The 19787-nt window shown below is 37.1% G+C and carries 18 protein-coding genes; 8 read left to right on the plus strand and 10 right to left on the minus strand.

Annotation, left to right across the window (positions count from 1 at the left end):
• Both CLU97_RS14650 and CLU97_RS14655 read right to left on the minus strand, forming a co-directional pair.
• On the minus strand, positions 1-2574 hold the full coding sequence (locus CLU97_RS14650) for a zinc-dependent metalloprotease (RefSeq protein ID WP_228437721.1): 2574 nt from the start codon (positions 2572-2574) through the stop codon (positions 1-3).
• A 130-nt stretch (positions 2575-2704) separates the two neighbouring features.
• The gene (locus tag CLU97_RS14655; RefSeq protein ID WP_121488591.1) at positions 2705-4288 is read right to left on the minus strand and encodes a histidine kinase; all 1584 of its coding nucleotides are present in this window, start codon (positions 4286-4288) and stop codon (positions 2705-2707) included.
• A 304-nt stretch (positions 4289-4592) separates the two neighbouring features.
• Here CLU97_RS14655 and CLU97_RS14660 point away from each other — a divergent pair, with 304 nt between their 5' ends.
• Genes CLU97_RS14660 through CLU97_RS14670 form a run of 3 tightly spaced genes read left to right on the plus strand, consistent with a single transcriptional unit; the run spans position 4593 to position 6628 of the window.
• Positions 4593-5768, plus strand: a complete 1176-nt coding sequence (locus CLU97_RS14660; protein ID WP_121488592.1) for a thioredoxin family protein — start codon at positions 4593-4595, stop codon at positions 5766-5768.
• Positions 5769-5781: 13 nt separating this feature from the next.
• A complete protein-coding gene (locus tag CLU97_RS14665; RefSeq protein ID WP_121488593.1) occupies positions 5782-6417 on the plus strand; it encodes a DUF3575 domain-containing protein in 636 nt (211 codons plus the stop codon).
• 4 nt (positions 6418-6421) lie between these two features.
• The gene (locus tag CLU97_RS14670) at positions 6422-6628 is read left to right on the plus strand and encodes a hypothetical protein (RefSeq protein WP_105701723.1); all 207 of its coding nucleotides are present in this window, start codon (positions 6422-6424) and stop codon (positions 6626-6628) included.
• Here CLU97_RS14670 and CLU97_RS14675 read toward each other — a convergent pair whose 3' ends face one another.
• Complete coding sequence (locus tag CLU97_RS14675) at positions 6629-7825, minus strand: exo-beta-N-acetylmuramidase NamZ domain-containing protein (RefSeq protein ID WP_121489757.1); 1197 nt, start codon at positions 7823-7825, stop codon at positions 6629-6631.
• Positions 7826-7829: 4 nt separating this feature from the next.
• Between CLU97_RS14675 and CLU97_RS14680 the strand changes: the two genes are divergently transcribed.
• Together CLU97_RS14680 and CLU97_RS14685 are read left to right on the plus strand one after the other, a co-directional pair.
• The gene (locus CLU97_RS14680) at positions 7830-9059 is read left to right on the plus strand and encodes an ABC transporter permease (protein WP_121488594.1); all 1230 of its coding nucleotides are present in this window, start codon (positions 7830-7832) and stop codon (positions 9057-9059) included.
• 146 nt (positions 9060-9205) lie between these two features.
• Positions 9206-10198, plus strand: coding sequence for a PLP-dependent cysteine synthase family protein (locus tag CLU97_RS14685; RefSeq protein ID WP_121488595.1), 993 nt, complete (start codon positions 9206-9208; stop codon positions 10196-10198).
• A gap of 57 nt (positions 10199-10255) precedes the next feature.
• Here the strand turns inward: CLU97_RS14685 and CLU97_RS14690 are convergent, their stop codons facing one another.
• From CLU97_RS14690 to CLU97_RS14700, 3 genes are read right to left on the minus strand one after another with little or no spacing between them, the layout of a single operon-like run.
• Positions 10256-10789, minus strand: coding sequence for a YcxB family protein (locus tag CLU97_RS14690; RefSeq protein ID WP_121488596.1), 534 nt, complete (start codon positions 10787-10789; stop codon positions 10256-10258).
• 37 nt (positions 10790-10826) lie between these two features.
• Positions 10827-11129, minus strand: a complete 303-nt coding sequence (locus tag CLU97_RS14695) for a chaperone modulator CbpM (protein ID WP_121488597.1) — start codon at positions 11127-11129, stop codon at positions 10827-10829.
• A gap of 3 nt (positions 11130-11132) precedes the next feature.
• On the minus strand, positions 11133-12047 hold the full coding sequence (locus tag CLU97_RS14700; protein WP_121488598.1) for a DnaJ C-terminal domain-containing protein: 915 nt from the start codon (positions 12045-12047) through the stop codon (positions 11133-11135).
• A 93-nt stretch (positions 12048-12140) separates the two neighbouring features.
• Between CLU97_RS14700 and CLU97_RS14705 the strand changes: the two genes are divergently transcribed.
• Together CLU97_RS14705 and CLU97_RS14710 are read left to right on the plus strand one after the other, a co-directional pair.
• Positions 12141-13340 (plus strand): dicarboxylate/amino acid:cation symporter, encoded by a 1200-nt coding sequence (locus tag CLU97_RS14705; protein ID WP_121488599.1) that lies wholly within the window; start codon positions 12141-12143, stop codon positions 13338-13340.
• Between the two features lie 29 nt (positions 13341-13369).
• Complete coding sequence (locus CLU97_RS14710; protein WP_121488600.1) at positions 13370-13882, plus strand: hypothetical protein; 513 nt, start codon at positions 13370-13372, stop codon at positions 13880-13882.
• 18 nt (positions 13883-13900) lie between these two features.
• Here CLU97_RS14710 and CLU97_RS14715 read toward each other — a convergent pair whose 3' ends face one another.
• The 3 genes from CLU97_RS14715 to CLU97_RS14725 all read right to left on the minus strand — a co-directional run bounded on the left by CLU97_RS14715 (position 13901) and on the right by CLU97_RS14725 (position 17144).
• Positions 13901-14284, minus strand: coding sequence for a DUF779 domain-containing protein (locus CLU97_RS14715; protein ID WP_121488601.1), 384 nt, complete (start codon positions 14282-14284; stop codon positions 13901-13903).
• Positions 14285-14374: 90 nt separating this feature from the next.
• A complete protein-coding gene (adhP, locus tag CLU97_RS14720; RefSeq protein ID WP_121488602.1) occupies positions 14375-15409 on the minus strand; it encodes an alcohol dehydrogenase AdhP in 1035 nt (344 codons plus the stop codon).
• A gap of 205 nt (positions 15410-15614) precedes the next feature.
• Complete coding sequence (locus CLU97_RS14725) at positions 15615-17144, minus strand: aldehyde dehydrogenase family protein (RefSeq protein WP_121488603.1); 1530 nt, start codon at positions 17142-17144, stop codon at positions 15615-15617.
• A gap of 180 nt (positions 17145-17324) precedes the next feature.
• Between CLU97_RS14725 and CLU97_RS14730 the strand changes: the two genes are divergently transcribed.
• On the plus strand, positions 17325-18248 hold the full coding sequence (locus tag CLU97_RS14730; RefSeq protein WP_121488604.1) for a helix-turn-helix domain-containing protein: 924 nt from the start codon (positions 17325-17327) through the stop codon (positions 18246-18248).
• Between the two features lie 66 nt (positions 18249-18314).
• On the opposite strand, the gene CLU97_RS14735 is transcribed toward CLU97_RS14730, so the two are convergent.
• Positions 18315-19778: a RagB/SusD family nutrient uptake outer membrane protein gene (locus tag CLU97_RS14735; RefSeq protein WP_121488605.1), complete on the minus strand. Its 1464-nt coding sequence runs from the start codon at positions 19776-19778 to the stop codon at positions 18315-18317.
• Positions 19779-19787: the final 9 nt, after the last annotated feature.

The following is a 19787-nucleotide window of genomic DNA, read 5'->3' on the forward strand; positions in this document are numbered from 1 at the left end:
TTATTTGTTTAAAGCCTCTTGAATACGAATGATTAAATCTGTGTAATGTGCTCTGGAAGCATCATCTCCTCTGTATCTTGTTCCGTTCAATAAGTCCAGAACCTTCTGAAGTTCTGCTCTCTTGTAAGTAGTGACCTCAGATACTCTCTTCATGGATGAATAATTGATATTCCTCAACCCATGATCCTCTTCATGGAAATTACAGATGGTCGGAATGTTCAGATTATCATCTGCTTTCAATCCTTTCACTGCTGTTTTTTCAAATAATTTGTTTACCGAAACAATCAGGGCATCCACATAATTTTTTTGAGTCATTTTTTCAAGCATAGTAAGGCTTCCTTTTTTGTTGAAAATGGCTGTTCTTATCTGATCAAATAAATTTTCAACGGTGTAGATTTCTTCTTTCGATCCTGAGACCTGGTGTTTCATCTCGTTTTCAAGTAACCTCAGCAATCTGTCATCCATCAAAAGGGAATAGATATTCGCATACTGCATTCCTCTTGCCAGGGTATACGGCGTCTGCTCGAATGGTCCTATTGGTGAATCTTTAACCGGATATGTTTTTTCTGTAATCGGATTAAAGAATAACCATTCCGGAAGGTTGATGGCATTTTTAACAAGATAATCAACGGCTCTTCTCTGAATTTCTGCAGGTACTGCTTCATACGCTTTCTTCTTATTACCAAAAACAGTATTATTCAGATAAATCCCTCCTACATTGGCCATCACATGGCCTGTATACAGATCCCACTGCCCGATAACTCCCAAATACAGTTTTCCGGCATCTGTGTATTTTTTACCATCTTCATATGTCCATTTCAGGAGATTATTGATGACAACTTTCAGGTTTTTCATTCCGTACTCGCTGGCTTTCATTGCATCATCCCCTAAATCTTCCGACTGCGAACGCGGATCAATGGTTTCCAGATAGCTCTGTTGCTCCCCATAGAAATACATCGGGTCATCTTCGTGCTTTTCAATTAAATTTTTCAGCGCTTTTTTCTCTACAAATTCATCCGGATACCAACGGTAGCCCCAGTCTATGGCATATTTATCGTAAAGACCAATTTTCGGAGTGATTGCTGTAACGCCATCTTCCGGCTGAGCTACATAATTGTAACGCGCATAATCCATAATGGAAGGTGCCGTACCACCCATTTTGTCTGTAAATTCTTTAGAACGAAGCGACTCTACAGGGAATGCAAAGGATGCTCCCATATTGTGCTTCAATCCAAAAGTGTGTCCTACTTCATGAGATGAAACAAAACGGATGGCTTCTCCCATATGTTCATCACTGAATTTATTCCCTCTTGCTTTTGGGTCGATAGGCCCTGTCTGAATTCTCATCCAGTCATGAAGAGAAGTCATTACATTATGCCACCAGATAATATCTGCTTCGATAATTTCTCCACTTCTCGGGTCTACCACAGAAGGTCCCATTGCATTTGACTTTGGCGACGCGGCGTAAGTAATCACAGAATATCTTACATCATCAATATCAAAATCTTCATCTTTTTCGTCCGGCATTTTCGCAATCACTGCATTTTTGAATCCTGCCTGCTCAAACGCCGCCTGCCAGTCATGTACTCCGGCAATGATTTTCTCACGCCATTGTTTTGGTGTTGCCGGGTCTATATAATAAACAATCGGCTTTTTTGGCTCTACCAGCTCACCTCTTAAGTATTTTTCTTTATCTTCATCTTTGGGCTCAAGATTCCATTTGGTAATGAAAAACTTTTCGTCCATTTTTTGCTGATTGTCATTAAACGACCAGTGTTTTTCGGAGAAAAATCCTACTCTTGAATCCGCTACTCTTGGTTTCATCGGTATTTTAGAAAGCAGAACCAGATTGGTCGTAACGCCTAATGTTACCGCAAGATCTACTCCGCCTTCATTGACAGAAGTAGACAATTGAGACTTCACCACAAGGTTTTTAGGAAATGTTTTTACTCCTTCTATATAAGAAAGGCTTGACTTCACAGACCCTCCTAATCCTACATTGCCCAAAACATCATTAAAGCTTTTCTGATTTCCATCAAAAACTTTGTTCACTTTAATGGCTACCGCTGTAGAGTCACTGTTTTGTGCTTCAATATCAAAAACTTCAATGACAGATTCTGAAAAGTTATCTTTCACCGATTTTGTAATGGCATCATTTTTTGGTGATGACACTTTAGGAACCACCGTTTTCACCCATACTTTTTTAGCTACAGGATCACGGTGAAAGGAGATGACTTTATTTTCATAGTTCATTCCTTTGTTCAAACCTGCCTCATTCACCTGCATTGGCACCTGAGAAAGTTTGTTAACCACCAAAAACTGACGTCCCATCAAACTGTCGGGAATTTCAAAATAAATATCCGTTTTTACCTGAATGGTATTAAAAAGTCCCTTTTTATAAGTTCCTTTCTTAATCAGGTCTTCAATTTTTTTTGTTTTCTTTGAGGAAGAGGTCTCTGTCTTATCCGTTTTTTCTTTGTTGACCTTTACCGTATCTTTATCTTTTTTCTGTGCTACTGCCATTGGTGAAGCCATAGCAAGACCGAGATACAGTGCGAGCCTGTAATTCTTCATTAAAATAGTCCGATTCATTCCAAATAGTAAATATCTTAGTTTCAGCCGCAAAGCTAGAGGTATCATGAATCATATAAATAATATTAGGGAGTGAATGGTGCTAATTCGGGAGTGAATGGATTTTTTATTTTCACTCCATTAATGGCAAAAAACATATGAAATATTCACCATCTACAGAAATATGAAGAAGATTATTCTTAAAATACCCATAAACCTGGTTCAAATAATCAATTCCGAATTTCTCTCCCTGTACCGGTTCCGTTTTAGGCTGCCAGGTATTCTTCACTGTAACGCCTTCCACATCTACCGTAATGATAATTTCCAAAGGTTGATCTATCGTTGCAATATTGTGTTTTACAGCATTTTCTGTAACGATCTGCAATGATAAATACGGAATTCTTTTTTCCAGACTTTCACGATCATTAATAATCATTTCAAACCTGATCTCTTCATCAAACCTGCTTTTCAGAAGTTCCATATATTGTTGTATAAATTTGATTTCCTGCGAAACCGGAACAATATTTTCTTTCGGAGGCACTATCAGATATCTGTAGATCTTGGAAAGATTCATAGTAAACTTCTGTGCATTCTCTTTATTGATCCCGATCAGCATGTAAAGGGAATTCAATGAATTGAAAAGGAAATGCGGATTGATATTATTTTTAAGCTGCTGAAGCTGATTGATCACTTCGGCTTTGTGCATCTTTTCGTTCTCTATCAGTAATAAATTCTTCTCAGTCTGTATTTTTTCTTTTTCCTGATACGCCAGATTAGTTGCCCTCTGGAATAATATAAAGACCGTTACAATAAGAAATAGCGCTGCCAGAAAAATATAAACAGTATAGGTTTTTATCTTGCTGATGTTTTCATCGATGATAAAATTCACGTGGTTTACTACTGTATATCCGTCAAAATTATCGGTCTTCAATGGTTTTATAAAACGTGTTACTTCTACTCCCAGATATTCTGATAAAGCTGTTCCTTTGGTATATCCCGCTTCAGTTTTGCTGGTCAGCGTATCATTAGGCTTAATATCCGTAATGTCAAAAATATTCTTTCCGATGTATTTTTTCTCAGGATGGGTAATGCAGATTCCTTCTTTGGTAAAGACATAAGCGTAGGTATTGGAGCTTTTGTCAACATTGATAAAGTATTGATGAAGATCATCCAGACTTACGGTAGAACCGTAGTATAATTTGTTTTTATCAGGCAGCATCATAGAATCATAGCTTATCCAGTACATACTGTCTTTTCGGGTAATCAAAAGGTCTTTAAAATGCCCCGGACCGCTATTTTTTATCGCAATAGATTTCTCCTTATTATCAGTCTTTTTAAAAATATCAGATAAAGGATTATTGCTGTCCGATTTTCCCGAAGTAGTATTTTCATAATAATACCAACTATAAGGAAGAAGATTTCTTTTTTTGTTTAAATCATTTAAAACTAAAGAATAGTCTTTGTAATTTTTTAAGCCATCTTTCTGAATCAGAGCACGAAGCAGATATTGATAATCTTCTATATTTCTGAATTCATGTTCTATGGATTCATATTTTCGGAAGAAAGTTTTCTTTGCAAAATCATCGGTATTTTTCCGGCTGTCTTCGGTGATCAGAAGACTCAAAACAGCAAATGCTGCCACAGCAATCAGACAGGCAGATAAAGCGGTAATATAAATGGACTTTTGGGATAAAGCGTGCTTAAAATTAACAATCAAATTCTCTAAATTATGGGATCCTCTACATATAAATTATTCGTTTGCAAAGATATAACAAAGATTCCAGGACTATAAAGTGAATTAAATTTAGATTTTATTTTTTTAAGAAAATCACCAGACAAGGTATATTTATGCATTAAAAATGGGATTCAAAACCTTATTAATTTCTTATTTTTCAGCAAAAAAACTAAAATTATAAAATCAAATTAAGTCTTAAAGTTAGTTAATATCACGATTCAGTCAACACATTCATCACGCTATATTTTGAAAATTAATTATCTTCGCCTACAAATCTTATTTTAAAATGAAGAAGATCATCTCTGGGATATCTATTTTTTGTACCATCATTATTTCAGCTCAGGAAGCTATACAGTTTCAGGATCTGACTTTCAAGGATATTATTGCTAAAGCCAAAAAGGAAAAGAAATTGGTTTTTATTGATGCTTATGCATCATGGTGCGGTCCCTGCAAAATGATGGAGAAAAATGTTTTTAACCAAAAATCGGTGAGTGATTATTACAATAGCAATTTCATTAATGCAAGATTTGACATGGAAAAAGGAGAAGGCAGAGACATTGCTTCAAAATTTGGAGTACGTTCCTATCCTACTTATCTTTTTCTGAACGGTGAAGGCGAACTTGTTTCCAGAAATACAGGATATATGGAAGAAAGCCTGTTTGTAGCCATGGCGCAGGACATTAATTCACCCGGAAATAAAAAAGGCTCCCTGAAAGATCGCTTTGCCAGTGGTGAAAAAGATCCGGAATTCCTGATAAACATTATGAAACTTAATGCTAATTCAGATTATGACTTTGCTAAAAAAGCTTCCGAAAGATATTTTCAGAATAAAAAGAAAACTGAAGAACTGACCAAAGATGAAATCGGATTTCTTCTCTATTTCGTAAAATCATCAGAAGATACCAATTATAATGTATTTGCATCCAGAAAAGCAGAAATCATTAAATATCTTCCGGAAGAAACTTATAATGAATTTGATGCTCAGCTGAAATTAGGAAAAATAGTAGAACAGTCTATTGATGATAAAAATAAAAGAATCAACGATGACTATTTCATGAAAACAGCTGAACCATTGGTAGGAAAAGAAGCGGCTCAAAAAAAACTGAATCAGACGAAGCTAAGCTACTACGAGCAAAACAGTAATTTTCCGGAGTACGAAAAGGCAGCTTTAGAATATTATAAAAATTCAGATACATTTGACCCTAATGAGCTTTTAAGAGCGGCATGGGTATTTGCAGATCATGTAAAAACCCCAGCTTCATTAAAGAAAGCAACAGAATGGGCAGAAAAGTCTGTCATGAGAAGCGAAACTTCAGAAAATACTTACATACTTGCCAAACTCTACTACCTTACAGGAAATAAAGAGATGGCAAAAAACTATGCTGAAATGTCTAAAAATATTGCAGCTCAGGGCAATAATGATTCTCAATTAGCAAATGAACTATTAAAGCAAATAAAATAACAATACATACCGGATGAAATATAAATTATTAGCAGCAGGCATTTTAGCTTTCCTGTCGGGAGGTACATTGAGTGCTCAGGAACAGGAACAAGGAGGACAGGATAAAAGTTTATACATAAAAGGCAATGCATTATTTGCTCCGATAGGAATTATAAATCTCGGAATAGAAAAACAGATAAGTCCCAAATATACTCTACAGGGAGATGTTTTCATTTCACCATGGAAGTCTTTTGCAGGACATGAATTACAGATGTATTCACTTTCTATTGAAGGAAGATATTATTTTAAGGAAGCCTTTAAAAATTGGTATATAGGAGCCAATATTGGTGTATCAGCTTATAATCTTCAAAAATGGAATTATTGGAATAATCATACAACTGGTCAAAAAGACGATGGAGAGATTGTTATGAATTCAAATCTTTATCAGAAAGGATATTCTCTAATGTTGGGTATTACAGCAGGATATCAATTCCAATTATCAGAAAGATGGAATCTTGATATTTACGGAACAGTTGGAACATCGCAAGGATTTTATAAAGGATATGATCGTACAACAGGAAGACGTTATGATAATGCTGAGAAATTTAACAAAAGTGGTGAAATCATTCCTTACAGAGGAGGTGTAATGATTTCTTATAAATTAAAATAATACAATGAAGCCATTCGGAAGAAATCATATTATTATTTCTGTGATCACTTTTGTGATTCTTTTTTTGATGAATTATATCGGCAACGATCTGCCTGATAAACTACAAAGAGCTTTAATGACTGCGTTTGCAGGTGTTGTGGGACTTACTGTCGGGCTCTTTATACTAAACAAGGGTAAAAATGATAAAAATCCACCCCAAAATTTTGATTAATTAATCTTCATATACCACATATCGGGTCCTGATCTTTTCGAAACTTTCCAGATCTTTTTTCCACGAAGCTTTAATTTCTGGAATTGACTTTCCGTCAATGATCTGTTTTCTGAATTCATCAGTTCCGGATAGGGTATCAAACCAAAGATTTTTCAGGAAGAAATCCTGCTGAGGGTTTTTATAATTCTGATAGGCCTTGATAACCCATTCAAGATTCAATTCTCTTAAATCATTAGGATAATTGGAAAGATTTTCACCATAACATAATTTCCCGTTCAGGAAAGGGTCTTTTGCACCATAGCTTGGTTTTGGCGTAAACTGATACGGCAAATTTTCTGTCCATGGGGAACCATAAATCTGAAATGGAAGATCTGTTCCTCGTCCTACAGAAACCTGAGTACCTTCAAAAAAGCACAGACTTGGGTATAAGTTGATGGCTTTATCATTCGGTAAGTTAGGAGAAGGTTTATCAAGTATCGGATAACGCTGTTTTTTGTGATAATTCTTCATTGGAATAAGTGTATATTTGGCCTGAACACCATTTTTCAGCCATTTCTCGCCATTCACCATTTTTCCATACTCACCTATTGTTAACCCGTACACTACAGGCACTTCATGCAATCCTACAAAGCTTGTCCATCTTTTTCTCAAAACAGGTCCATCAGTATATCCATCATGTGGATTGGGACGATCCAGTACCATTACCTCCACATTATTTTCAGCACCCGCTTCCATCAGGTAAGACAATGTGGAGATATAAGTGTAGAATCTCACTCCCACATCCTGAATGTCGAAAACAACAATATCAATTCCAGAAAGCTGTTCCGGTTTGGGTTTTTTATTATTGCCATACAGAGAAACAATAGGAATTCCAGTTTTTACATCTACTCCGTTTTTCACTTTTGCACCTGCATCGGCATCACCTCGAAAACCATGTTCCGGAGCAAAAATTGATTTGATTTTAATCCCGTTTTTCACCAGAAAATCCACCAAATAAGTTCTGTCACTCATCAAACCCGTCTGATTGGTTACCACTCCTATGGTTTTACCTTTTAACAATGGCAAATAGAGTTCAGGCTGGTCTGCCCCCGTTTTAAAATCCGATTGAACTTGAGTCTGAGAATAATATTGGTTGAATACTCCTAAAAAAATTAGGCAAATCAGAAGTAAATTTTTAATTTTGAAATCTAAATTCATAAGCTTGAAATTTCCTTTATATTTCTCTAGAAAAATAGCATTTTCCAAAGATAACAAAAATAACCTTTCAAGGGTTATCATCTTCATTGGCAGGCTTTCCGTAGCATTAGGAATTATTGTTTCCCTAATTACCGTAGCCACTGGTTTTGGTTCCAAAAAAGCTATCAAAGAGAGGCTGGCAGATTTCAGCGGACACATTACAGTGAGGTCTACACGATCAAATTCTTCATACAATACTTCCGTACTGGATAATCAGGGGCTGAATATTGCCAAAATAAAAGAACTTCCCGATGTAGAAAGCATCCAAAAATATGTGACGGTGACCGGAATTATGCGTAATGAGCACAATTTCGCAGGAATCATCTTTAAAGGAATCGGGAAAGATTTTGACAGTTTAAGATTCAAAAAATTCCTTATCGCGGGGACGACACCAAAAGTAACGGAAAAAGGGTTCAATAATGATATTGCTATTTCACAAAAAGTAGCCAAAGACCTTCATCTTAAGCTGAATGACAGTATTGTTACGGTATTTTTAAAAGCAGATCAAAAACCGCTTTACCGTAAATTCAGAGTGATTGGTATTTACAGAACAGATATTAAACTGATTGATGAACAGTTTGTTATAGGAGGAATCAACCATGCGAGAAAAATTCAGGATATGAAACCTGATGAAATTGGCGGAATTGACATCTTCCTGAAAGATGTAAATGACATCGACAAAGATTTTCCAGACATTGAAAAACTGATCGGATATAAAAACTACGCTGAAAAGGCGACTGAAAAATTTCCTCAGATCACGGACTGGATCAGTATTTTTGACACCAATATAGCCCTGATCATTATCATTATGCTGATTGTAGTAGTAATCAATATCATCATGGTTCTCCTGATCCTTATTATTGAAAGAACCAATTCTATTGGGCTTCTCAAAACATTGGGAGCAAGCAATTCACAGATAAGAGCCACTTTCATTAATTATACTTTGATTATTATGATTCCGGGACTTTTGTATGGAAATGCTATCGGGCTGGGACTTATTTTGATCCAGAAATTCTTTGGAGTGATCAAACTTAATCCGGAAAACTATTACGTGAGTACGGTTCCTGTAGACCTTAACCCAATTGCGATTATCTCTATTTCTGTAGGAATTCTTTTTATCTCAGGACTGGCTTTGATTATTCCAAGTTACCTGATCAGTAAGATTTCTCCAGTGAAGGCGATTAAATACAATTAACAGGATAATTGATAATTGATAATTGATAATTGAAAGTTATTAATTGTATATCAATTGATTTCAGTGTTATCCACAACTTATCCACACGTTATCCACAGTGCAGATAATTTTAAAAGCCTTATCTTTGCGCTGCTTATAAAACATTTATGAAATACGCAAAAAATATCCTTGAAACGATAGGTAACACACCGCTGGTAAAGCTTAACAAAGTATTAGGTGAAGATTTTCCGGCATTAGTATTAGCAAAAGTAGAGACCTTCAATCCCGGAAACTCCGTAAAGGACAGAATGGCTCTTAAAATGATAGAAGATGCCGAAAAAGACGGCAGATTAAAACCTGGAGGAACTATTATTGAAGGAACTTCCGGAAATACAGGAATGGGATTGGCATTAGCTGCCATCATCAAAGGGTACAAATGCATCTTTGTGACGAATTCAAAACAGTCTAAAGAAAAATGTGATATTCTTCGTGCTGTAGGTGCTGAAGTAATTGTTTGTCCTACGGACGTAAAACCTACCGATCCACGTTCTTATTATTCAGTTTCCAAAAGACTGGCTAAAGAAACAGAAAACGGATGGTATGTAAACCAATATGATAATTTATCCAACAGAGCAGCTCATTATGAATCTACCGCTCCGGAGATCTGGGAACAGACTGAAGGAAAACTGACTCATTTTGTAGTAGGAGCCGGAACAGGAGGTACCATCACAGGATGCGGAACGTTCTTTAAAGAAAAAAATGCTGACATCAAAGTAATCGGGGTTGATACTTACGGATCTATTCTGAAAGAATTCCATGAAACAGGTGAATTACATTATGATCATGCCTATACTTATATTACAGAAGGAATTGGAGAAGATATCATTCCTGAAAACTATGATATGTCTGTAATTGATCACTTTGAAAAAGTAACCGATAAAGACGGTGCCATCTACGCGAGAAAACTGGCTAAAGAAGAAGGAATTTTCTGCGGATATTCTGCCGGAAGTGCTATTGCATCTTTGATTCAGATGAAAGATCAGTTCACGAAAGATGATGTAATTGTTGTGTTACTTCACGACCACGGTTCAAGATATGTAGGAAAAATCTACAATGACGAGTGGATGAAGGAAATGGGCTGGCTGGAAGAAAGCAAATAAGCTAATTTGTAAATAATAAAAAAACGGAGCAAAATTATTTTGCTCCGTTTTTTGTTTTTATTGATCGATTTTCACTTTATCTTTTAGCGTATTCTTGAGAAAACTGTACTCTTTCTCACTCATTGCTTTTCTGGGAAACATATAACTGTATTTTCCTTCAAGAGAAATAAACTCGTTATTGCTGTCAGCATATTCAAAATCTTTCCATTCGCTGGTTTCTTTTTCACCATCAATATTGACTGTGAAAAAATTCTGGTCAAATCTGATTTCGTAAATTTCACATTTCTCTAAAACATTCAGATAATGATTTACCTGTTTTTTCCATCTTGATACTTTATTAACGCTAACGGATAAAAAAACGGCACAAAGCAAAAATATAAAACTCAGGAAGTATAAAACACCTGCATTCTCTTTACTCAGAAGATCTTTTAAAAGAAAAACGATAAAAACAATGACTGCTGCTGCAATGGTGGCAATCGTTTTACCTTTTGTAGTAGGTGAAAAAAGCAGACTTCCCTGATTACCACTAAAATAAATATCTTCAAAAATCTTTCTGTCTGGTTTTAGTGTAATCACCTTTTCTTCATTCATAATTATAGAGTTTGCTTTAAAAACCTACAAAACTAAACTAAATATCTTCATATTGATCACTTATTGCAGAAAGTTTGTTCATCAGTTCTCTGTTTCTGCGGTTCAGCGCATCCAGTTTTTTCAGCATATTATGAATCACTTCAAGGCCTGGCAGATTAATTTCAAGATCATAATGCCAATTTGCAAATTTTTCCAGATTGGGCAGGTCTTCATACATCAGGTAATGAATATTGTCTTCAATCTGAATATTCAGCAGCCCATAGTCAACAAGCTCATCAAAAAAAGTGATTTCTATATTATAGATTTTTACGAGTTCTTCCCGTGATATTCTTTCACTCATAGCTTAGGAATTTTTTAGTTGTTCAAAAAGTTCTTTCTGCTTTTCAGTAAGGTTGGTAGGCAGTTTCACTTCGTAGGTTACAAAAAGATCTCCGTGTTCGCCTTCTTTTTTATAGACAGGGAAACCTTTGCCTTTCAGCCTTACCGTCATTCCGGTTTGGGTTTCCGGTTTTACTTTAAGGTTTACACTTCCTTCCAGCGTGTTTACTTTCACTTCTCCTCCTAAAACGGCAGTGTACAGATCAACCACTACTTTGGTTTTCAGATCATCACCAATTCTTTCAAAATCCGGATCGGCCGGAATATTGAAGGTAATGTATAAATCTCCGCTTGGACCTCCGTTTGCTCCCGGATTTCCGTGTCCTTTCAATTTAATCTGCTGCCCGTCATATACTCCAGCCGGAATAGTAATTCTTACTTTCTTGCCATTGATTTCAAAAGTTTGCGGATGAGTTTTTGCGGCGTCTCTTAAGTTAAGATTCAGTTCGGCAGTGATATCCTGTCCTTTGAATTTTCCTGAAGCTCTTCCTCTAGAACTTTTACCAAATCCTCCGCCAGCTCCACCAAACATATTTTGGAAGAAATCTGAGAAGTCTTCCCCCTCACCAAAGTCTGCTCCGGAATAACCTCCGTTGTAGCTTTGCTGCTGATACTGTCTTTGCTGTTGCTGCTGGGCTTTTTCGTATTCTTCGCCATGCTTCCAGTTTTCTCCGTATTTGTCGTATTTTGACCTGTTTTCCGGGTTACTGAGCACTTCATTAGCTTCGTTCAGCTCTTTGAATTTCTTTTCCGCTTCTTTGTCTCCGGGATTCAGATCGGGATGATGTTTTCTTGCCTGTTTCCGGTAGGCTTTTTTAATATCATCCTGAGTTGCGCTTTTATCTACGCCTAAAATCTTATAATAATCTATATAAGCCATAGAAATGAGGTTTACCCAAATTTATGAATTTTAGGTCTGAAAATTGTATAACAGAATGTTAAAAATAAACCTATCTTTGATAAAAAGCACTACATGAAAGAGGTACTGAAAAACTACTCCGGAATCATATTTTTACTTTTGGGAATCACTATTGGAAGCATCATTGGAATTGTTGCGCCAGGTATTGTGGAATACATTAAGCCTTTGGGAGATATTTTTCTGAATCTTCTTTTTGTGAGTGTAGTTCCTTTGGTATTTTTTGCCGTTTCCAACTCTATTGCTTCTCTGGAGCAACAGTCTAAATTTGGAAGAATCATTCTTGTGATGGCACTTACCTTTTTATTTTTTATTCTCACTGCAGCAATTTTTACGATTTGTGCAGTATACCTTTTCCCGGTTTCAGGAGTTTCCGGAAGCTCGGAGATTATGAATGAAGCGGCTAATGAAGATAGCTGGGGCAACAGAATTGTAAGTTTCTTTACCGTAGGGGAATTTACGGAGCTTTTCTCAAGAAGAAATATGCTGGCACTTTTGGTATTTGCATTCCTAACAGGATTTGCTGCCAGAAAAACGGGTGAGCAGGGACAGCCTTTTAGGGTTTTCATTGCTTCAGGATATGAAGTGATGAAAGAATTGCTTTTGCTGGTGATGAAGCTTGCACCTATTGGTTTGGGTGCCTATTTTGCTTATCAGGTAGCGACTTTAGGACCACAGCTTTTTGGGTTTTATGCCAAGCCTTTAGGACTTTATTATATTGCCGGAATTATTTATTTTCTTGTGTTCTTTTCTATTTATGCTTTTATGGCCAATGGGCAGAAAGGAGTTAAAAGTTTCTGGACGAATGCGATCTACCCTACTTTAACTGCAATAAGTACCTGCAGCAGTTTCGCAACAATGCCAGCCAATTTACAGGCGGCTTCAAAAATAGGGATTCCGAATTCTATTGCCAATCTTGTAATTCCTATTGGAACTACTTTGCATAAAAACGGATCTTCTATGTCTTCTATTATTAAGATCTATGTAGCTTTTTTAATTATTGGAAGAGATTTTTTTGATCCTGCCAACCTGCTTTTAGCTTTGGGAATTACCGTTTTTGTGAGTATTGTAGCGGGTGGAATTCCTAACGGCGGATATATTGGTGAGATGCTGATGATCTCTGTTTACAAATTACCTCAGGAAGCCATTCCTGCAGTGATGATTATCGGAACTTTGGTAGATCCTCTGGCTACAGTTCTGAATGCTGTAGGAGATATCGTCGCCGCCATGTTTGTGAACCGGTTTGTGAAGGTCTGACCATAGTTTAACCATTTTTTCTCTTAACCATGAACTCATTTTTCAAAAGTATTGGCTTATATAACAATTTGAGTGTTGATCTCGATATCAACAGCACTGAGCTTATACAAAGATTGTGGAAAATAACCTACAAAACCAATAATACTTTCATATCCTGGGAAAAGGATTCTTCCATTCCTACACGGTTTGAATACCGGGGAATGATTGAATCAAACCATTTTAAGATACGAAGAAGAGCAAGACTCTTTGACATGAATAAAAACAACCCCATATTTCAAGGAACTATTTCCGATAAAAATGGAAAATCATCTGTTGCTATCGAATTTTTCCCATCATGGCTTCAGATTCTGAATTGGTTTTTCATTCTGTGCTTTTGCTCAATTCTAATTTTTGCCAATACAAGAGGAGACCAAAAGGATTTCATGTTCGTAGTAATTGCTGTAGCGATTACTGTGACTCAGTATTTCATTTTAAAAAGAGGGATTTCAAGAGGTAAATATGAATTTGAAAGAGAACTTATTTATATTACCCAAAAGCCTTAACTATTTAATCTTAAAATGCTATTCACTGCGTTTTACAGGTTCCAGATTTTCATATTCATCCGGAGTGAAAAGCCTGTAATGAACTTTAAAAGTTTTTCCTAAAGGGGTTTCTAATGAAAAGCCACCAGGTCCGAAACCATCAGTAACATCCAGGGTAAAATGTGAATATTTCCAGTATTCGAAAAGATCGCGGTCTATCCAGAACTCATATCCGTTAATGGTACCAATCATAGCATCATTCATTCTGGGAAAGAATCCTCCTTTTTCGAAGCATTGCGGCTGGGTTCCTTCACAACATCCGCCTGCCTGATAGAACATCAGAGGACCGTATTGGTCTTCCAGCTTGCGTATTACCTCAAGAGCCTGTTCTGTTGCGGAAAGTCTTGATATTTTTGTTTCCATTGTTTATTATTTTGGCTTAATACAAACCTTATATTGATAAAAAATCCCGGTAAAATAAATTCTAACCGGGATCCCACAACACATCATCAATTAATTTGAACCGGCAATATCTAAAACGATTCTGCCGTCAATTTGACCTTTTTTCATTTTATCAAAAACATCATTGATGTCTTCTAATTTTGCGGAAGTAACCGTAGCTTTTACCAATCCTTCATTGGCAAAATCCAATGCTTCCTGCAAATCTTTTCTTGTTCCTACAATAGAACCTCTCACGGTGATTCTTTTTAAAACTGTTTCAAAAATAGGAAGTTCGAAAGATCCGGGTGGAAGGCCATTCAGAGCAATCGTTCCCTTTCTTCTCAACACATCTATTCCCTGTTTAAAAGCAATAGGTGAAACGGCTGTAATTAATGCGCCGTGCATTCCCCCGACTTCTTTATGTAAATATTCTCCAGGATCTGTGTTTTTTGCATTCACTACAAGGTCTGCACCTAATTTTTTTGCAAGCTCAAGCTTATCATCTGCTACGTCAATGGCTGCTACATGCATTCCCATTGCTTTTGCATACTGAACGGCTACATGCCCCAGTCCTCCTATTCCTGAAATGGCAACCCATTCTCCGGGTTTTGTTTCTGTTTCCTTCAATCCTTTGTAAACCGTTACTCCGGCACATAATATGGGAGCAATTTCAAGGAAATTAACATCTGATTTTAAATGTCCCACGTATCTTGAGTCTGCAATAACATATTCCGCAAATCCGCCATCTACACTGTAACCTCCATTTTTCTGTGCTTCACAAAGGGTTTCCCACCCTGTGATACAATAATCACAGCATCCACAAGCACTGTACAACCATGGAACTCCTACAGCATCGCCTTCTTTTACAAAAGCTTCGGGGCCACAGGCTACCACAATTCCTACTCCTTCATGTCCGGGGATTAGAGGCATTTTGGGTTTTGCAGGCCAGTCGCCATCCACAGCATGTAAATCTGTATGACAAACTCCGCACGCCATTACTTTGACAAGGACTTCATATCTTCCAGGTTCTCTTACAGGTACTTCTTCTATTTTCAGGGGTTGACCGTAGCCCTGAACTACTGCCGCTTTCATTGTTTTTGGAATCATATCTTATTTTTTGGATTGAGTTATTTGGGTTATTAGTTTTTATCTCCACGTTTGAACAGATAATTTCTCTGCGTGAGGGATAGAAAGGGCGGCGAGGAACGAGCCGGTGCGAAATGCAATGAAGCACCGAAACGAAGTGCAGCCCTGCATAGCCCGACCGTTGCCCTGGATAAAGCCAAGGCAAGCGGGCACGTCCTAAATAATATTAAAAGAAACCTAACTTATTCTTGTTATAAGAAATCAGCATGTTTTTGGTTTGGCGGTAATGATCAAGCATCATTTTATGATTTTCTCTTCCGATTCCGGATTGTTTGTAACCTCCGAAAGGCGCTCCTGCAGGGTAAGAGTGATATTGGTTTACCCATACTCTTCCCGCTTCTATCTGACGGGGAATATTGTACAGTTGGTGTGCATCTCTTGTCCACACTCCTGCGCCAAGCCCATAGATGGTATCATTGGCAATCTTCACTGCGTCTTCTTCATCCTTGAAAGTGGTAAATGCCAGCACCGGACCGAAAATTTCTTCCTGGAAAATTCTCATCCTGTTGTTTCCTTTGAAAATAGTAGGCTGGATGTAATATCCTTCTTCCAGATCTTCTCCCAAATGGTTTACTTCTCCTCCTACAAGCACTTCTGCGCCTTCTTCTTTTCCAAGCTGAATATAGGAAAGGATTTTATCTTTCTGAATCTTTGAAGCCTGTGCTCCCATCATTACGGTTTTATCCAGCGGATTTCCCACTTTGATGGCTTTCACTCTTTCGATGACTCTTTCGATAAAGGCATCTGCAATACCTTCCTGAACAAGAAGTCTTGACGGGCATGTACAGATTTCTCCCTGATTAAGGGCAAAAAGCACTGCTCCTTCTATAGCTTTATCTAAAAACTCATCATCTGCATCCATTACAGAATTGAAGAATACGTTTGGCGACTTCCCTCCCAATTCCAGGGTTACAGGAATAATATTTTCTGTGGCATACTGCATTACGAGACGTCCTGTAGCGGTAGATCCGGTAAATGCTGCTTTTGCAACTTTCGGATTAGTCACCAATGCTCTTCCAAGCTCTGCTCCGAATCCATTGACAATATTAATAACTCCTGCTGGTAAAAGATCACCAATAAGCTCCATTAAAACCATAATGGAAACAGGGGTACTCTCTGCCGGTTTCAAAACGACACAGTTTCCTGCTGCTAATGCCGGAGCCAGTTTCCATACAGCCATCAGGATTGGAAAATTCCAAGGGATGATTTGTGCAATAACTCCAAGAGGTTCGTGAACAATCAGGGATACAGTATCTTTGTCCAGCTCGTTATGGGAGCCTTCATCTGCACGGATTACAGAAGCGAAGTATCTGAAATGATCAATTGCTAAAGGTAAATCTGCTGCTAATGTTTCTCTTACGGCCTTACCGTTGTCTATTGTTTCTACGGTAGCAAGATATTCCAGATTCTGTTCTATTCTGTCAGCAATTTTATTCAGGATGATACTTCTTTCTGTAGAGGAAGTATTTTTCCATGTCTGAAATGCTTTTTCTGCGGCATCTACAGCCAGTTCCAAATCTTCTTTGGAAGAATGGGCAACCTGAGTAAAGTTCTTCCCATCTACGGGCGAGACTACGTCAAAATACTGCCCTTTAACGGGTGGCGTGAATTTCCCGTCAATATAGTTATCATATCTGCTTTTGAACTCCGGACGCTGTAAAAGCGTAGTTGATCTTGGTTCTGTAATAGTGCTCATATTAGTATTGTTTTATTTTTCGATACTGCCAAATTACACTTAGAAGCCAAAAAGAGTATAGCACAATCCTATAAAAAAAGTGTAAAATAGTGCAAGGGTTCAATTTTAGTATTTTATTAACAGCAATGTACTCTCAAATTTTCTATATTTGAGTTACTTCCGATTCAAAAAAATTTAGAAATGAATAACAATAGTAAGATATTATTAAATACTCCTGAATTACATAAGGAAAACCAACTATTGAGTCTTGTTGAAAACCAGACGAAGTTCAATCTAAACAATTGTGAGTTCAGCATTTATGAGACCCATAAGGCGGCTTTTGATGTAAAACTTCATTTTGAGAACATTGCATTTACCGCCATGTTGAGAGGCAAGAAGCATATGAAACTGGATAAAAAGACCAATTATTTTGATTATTATCCGGGAGAAAGCATTCTGGTTGCGCCGGGAGAAACGATGGTAATTGATTTTCCTGAAGCGGATGAAACACCTACTCAATGTATTTCTTTAAGCCTTAATCCGGACTTTATTGAGGATTCTCTCAATTACCTCAACTATAATCTTCCTAAAGTGGATGAGACCTCACAATGGAATATTCAACTGGATGAATATTTTCTGTTTAATAATAAAGCGCTTGCTTCTGCTACCAACAATATCATGAGAATTGCCATGGATGATAATTCGCAAAAGGATATCATGGCAGATTTTGCATTGAAGGAGCTTCTGATCAGATTAATGCAGACTCAGGCCAGAAGCATGGTGGAAAAGAATATCGTTAAGAATAAATCCAGGATAGGCTTTGTAGTAGATTATATTAAAAGAAATCTGCACCAGAAATTGTCTATTGACAGCATTGCGAAGCTGGCGTATGTAAGCAAATCGAATTTCTTTAAAATGTTCAAAGATGAGCTGGGAACTTCACCTAATGATTTTATTCTGCAGGAAAGAATTAACAGAGCAAAAGAATTGCTTGCGAGCCAGATTAGCATCAAGGAAACTGCTTTTCAGACAGGGTTTTCAGATACTAATTATTTCTCAAGGGTATTTAAGCAGCTGGAGGGAGTAACGCCTAAAAGCTATCAGGACGGAACCTTTATCCGATAATACTATGTACAAAAAAAGAGCCCCGTTTCTGGGACTCTTCTTACGTAAAAAACAATAATTACAAAATTAGTAACCTTTGTTTTGTTCAATATTCGGGTTAGCCTGAATAGCAGTGATAGGAATTGGCCACTGCCACTTATCACTTCCTACAGGAAGGCTTTGTGCTACTGCAGGTGTACCTGTACCATCAAAAAGGTCTCCTTTACCTGATCTCTGAACTGCAAGTCCTAACCTCTTCAATGTATACCATCTGTCATTTTCAAAGGCAAGCTCCAGCCTTCTTTCTTTCAGGATAGCATCTAAAAGAGCCTGTCCTGTTTCTGTACCAGGAGTAAATGATGAATATCTTTCAGCTCTCAATTTATTTAATAGAACTAAAGCCTGTGCACTATTACCTGTTCTGTAATATGCTTCAGCTATATTCAATAATACTTCAGCAGATCTAAGATATTTAACCGGTACAATATTAGAAGGACCTCCATTACCAGAATATTTTGTAACGTGGTTGTATTTTTGTCCGCTATATGTACCCACAGTAAAGTAAGCTCCTTTTCTAACATCATTTGATGTATAAGCTGTATATAAATCGTAATCTACAACAAATTCTGATCTTAAAGCCGGAACTGATTGATTGTAAGCAACTCCTACTGTATTCTGTTCAGCTGGCGAATTCGATATCTGGAATAAAACTCCGTCAGTAATTCTGGATATACCTTCATTTTCTTTCCAGATTCTGGTAAAGTTATCCAATGTTGTGATACTTGGAGAAAGTCCTAATGCCAATTCACCATATTTGATGGTATTAGCATAGTCTCCTCTGTAAAGGTCTATTCTTGATAATAATCCATATATAGCAGCTTTGCTTAATCTTCCTTTATCAGCATCATTCTGAGTGATATTATCCGCAGCAAATAACAGATCTGCTATAATTTTATCATATACCTGATCAACAGTCAGATTTCTGGATGAAGTATTATTTAAAGGAGAATATGTTTCTGAATAATAAATTCCGATCATATTTTTAGCTCCGGCAGATTGAGTTGGGATTTGAGAATATGCTCTTACAATATCAAAATGAGCTATTGCTCTTAATGCTCTTGCCTCAGCTTCCAAGTTTGTTTTCTGTGTTCCAGATAATACTCCGTTATTGATATATTTCAAAACAAAGTTAGCTCTGCTGATTACAAGATAAGCTGCACTAAACAAACCTGTTGTCTGTGAGTTATCTGATGAGAATTCGAAGTTTGATGCAGCAAAATTGGAATTTCTTCCTGTAGTTGTACGAACCAGGTTATCCGTGGTAAGATCACCCATGATAAGTTGACTTCCTGTATCACCTGTATAATACCCAGCTCCTTTAAGAGCTGTATAGGCACCATCCATAGCCTGTCTGAAGGTCTCAGGTCTGGACATTGCCTGCTCCTGATCTTCATTGATTGATGAGATTTGATCTAAATTTCTGTCGCAAGACGTTAACGAAACAAAGGCAGTTAACGCAGCTAAACTTATTTTTATTATATTCTTTTTCATAAAGCTATT

Origin of the sequence: Chryseobacterium sp. 7 (genome assembly GCF_003663845.1) — a bacterium.
GTDB lineage: Bacteria > Bacteroidota > Bacteroidia > Flavobacteriales > Weeksellaceae > Chryseobacterium.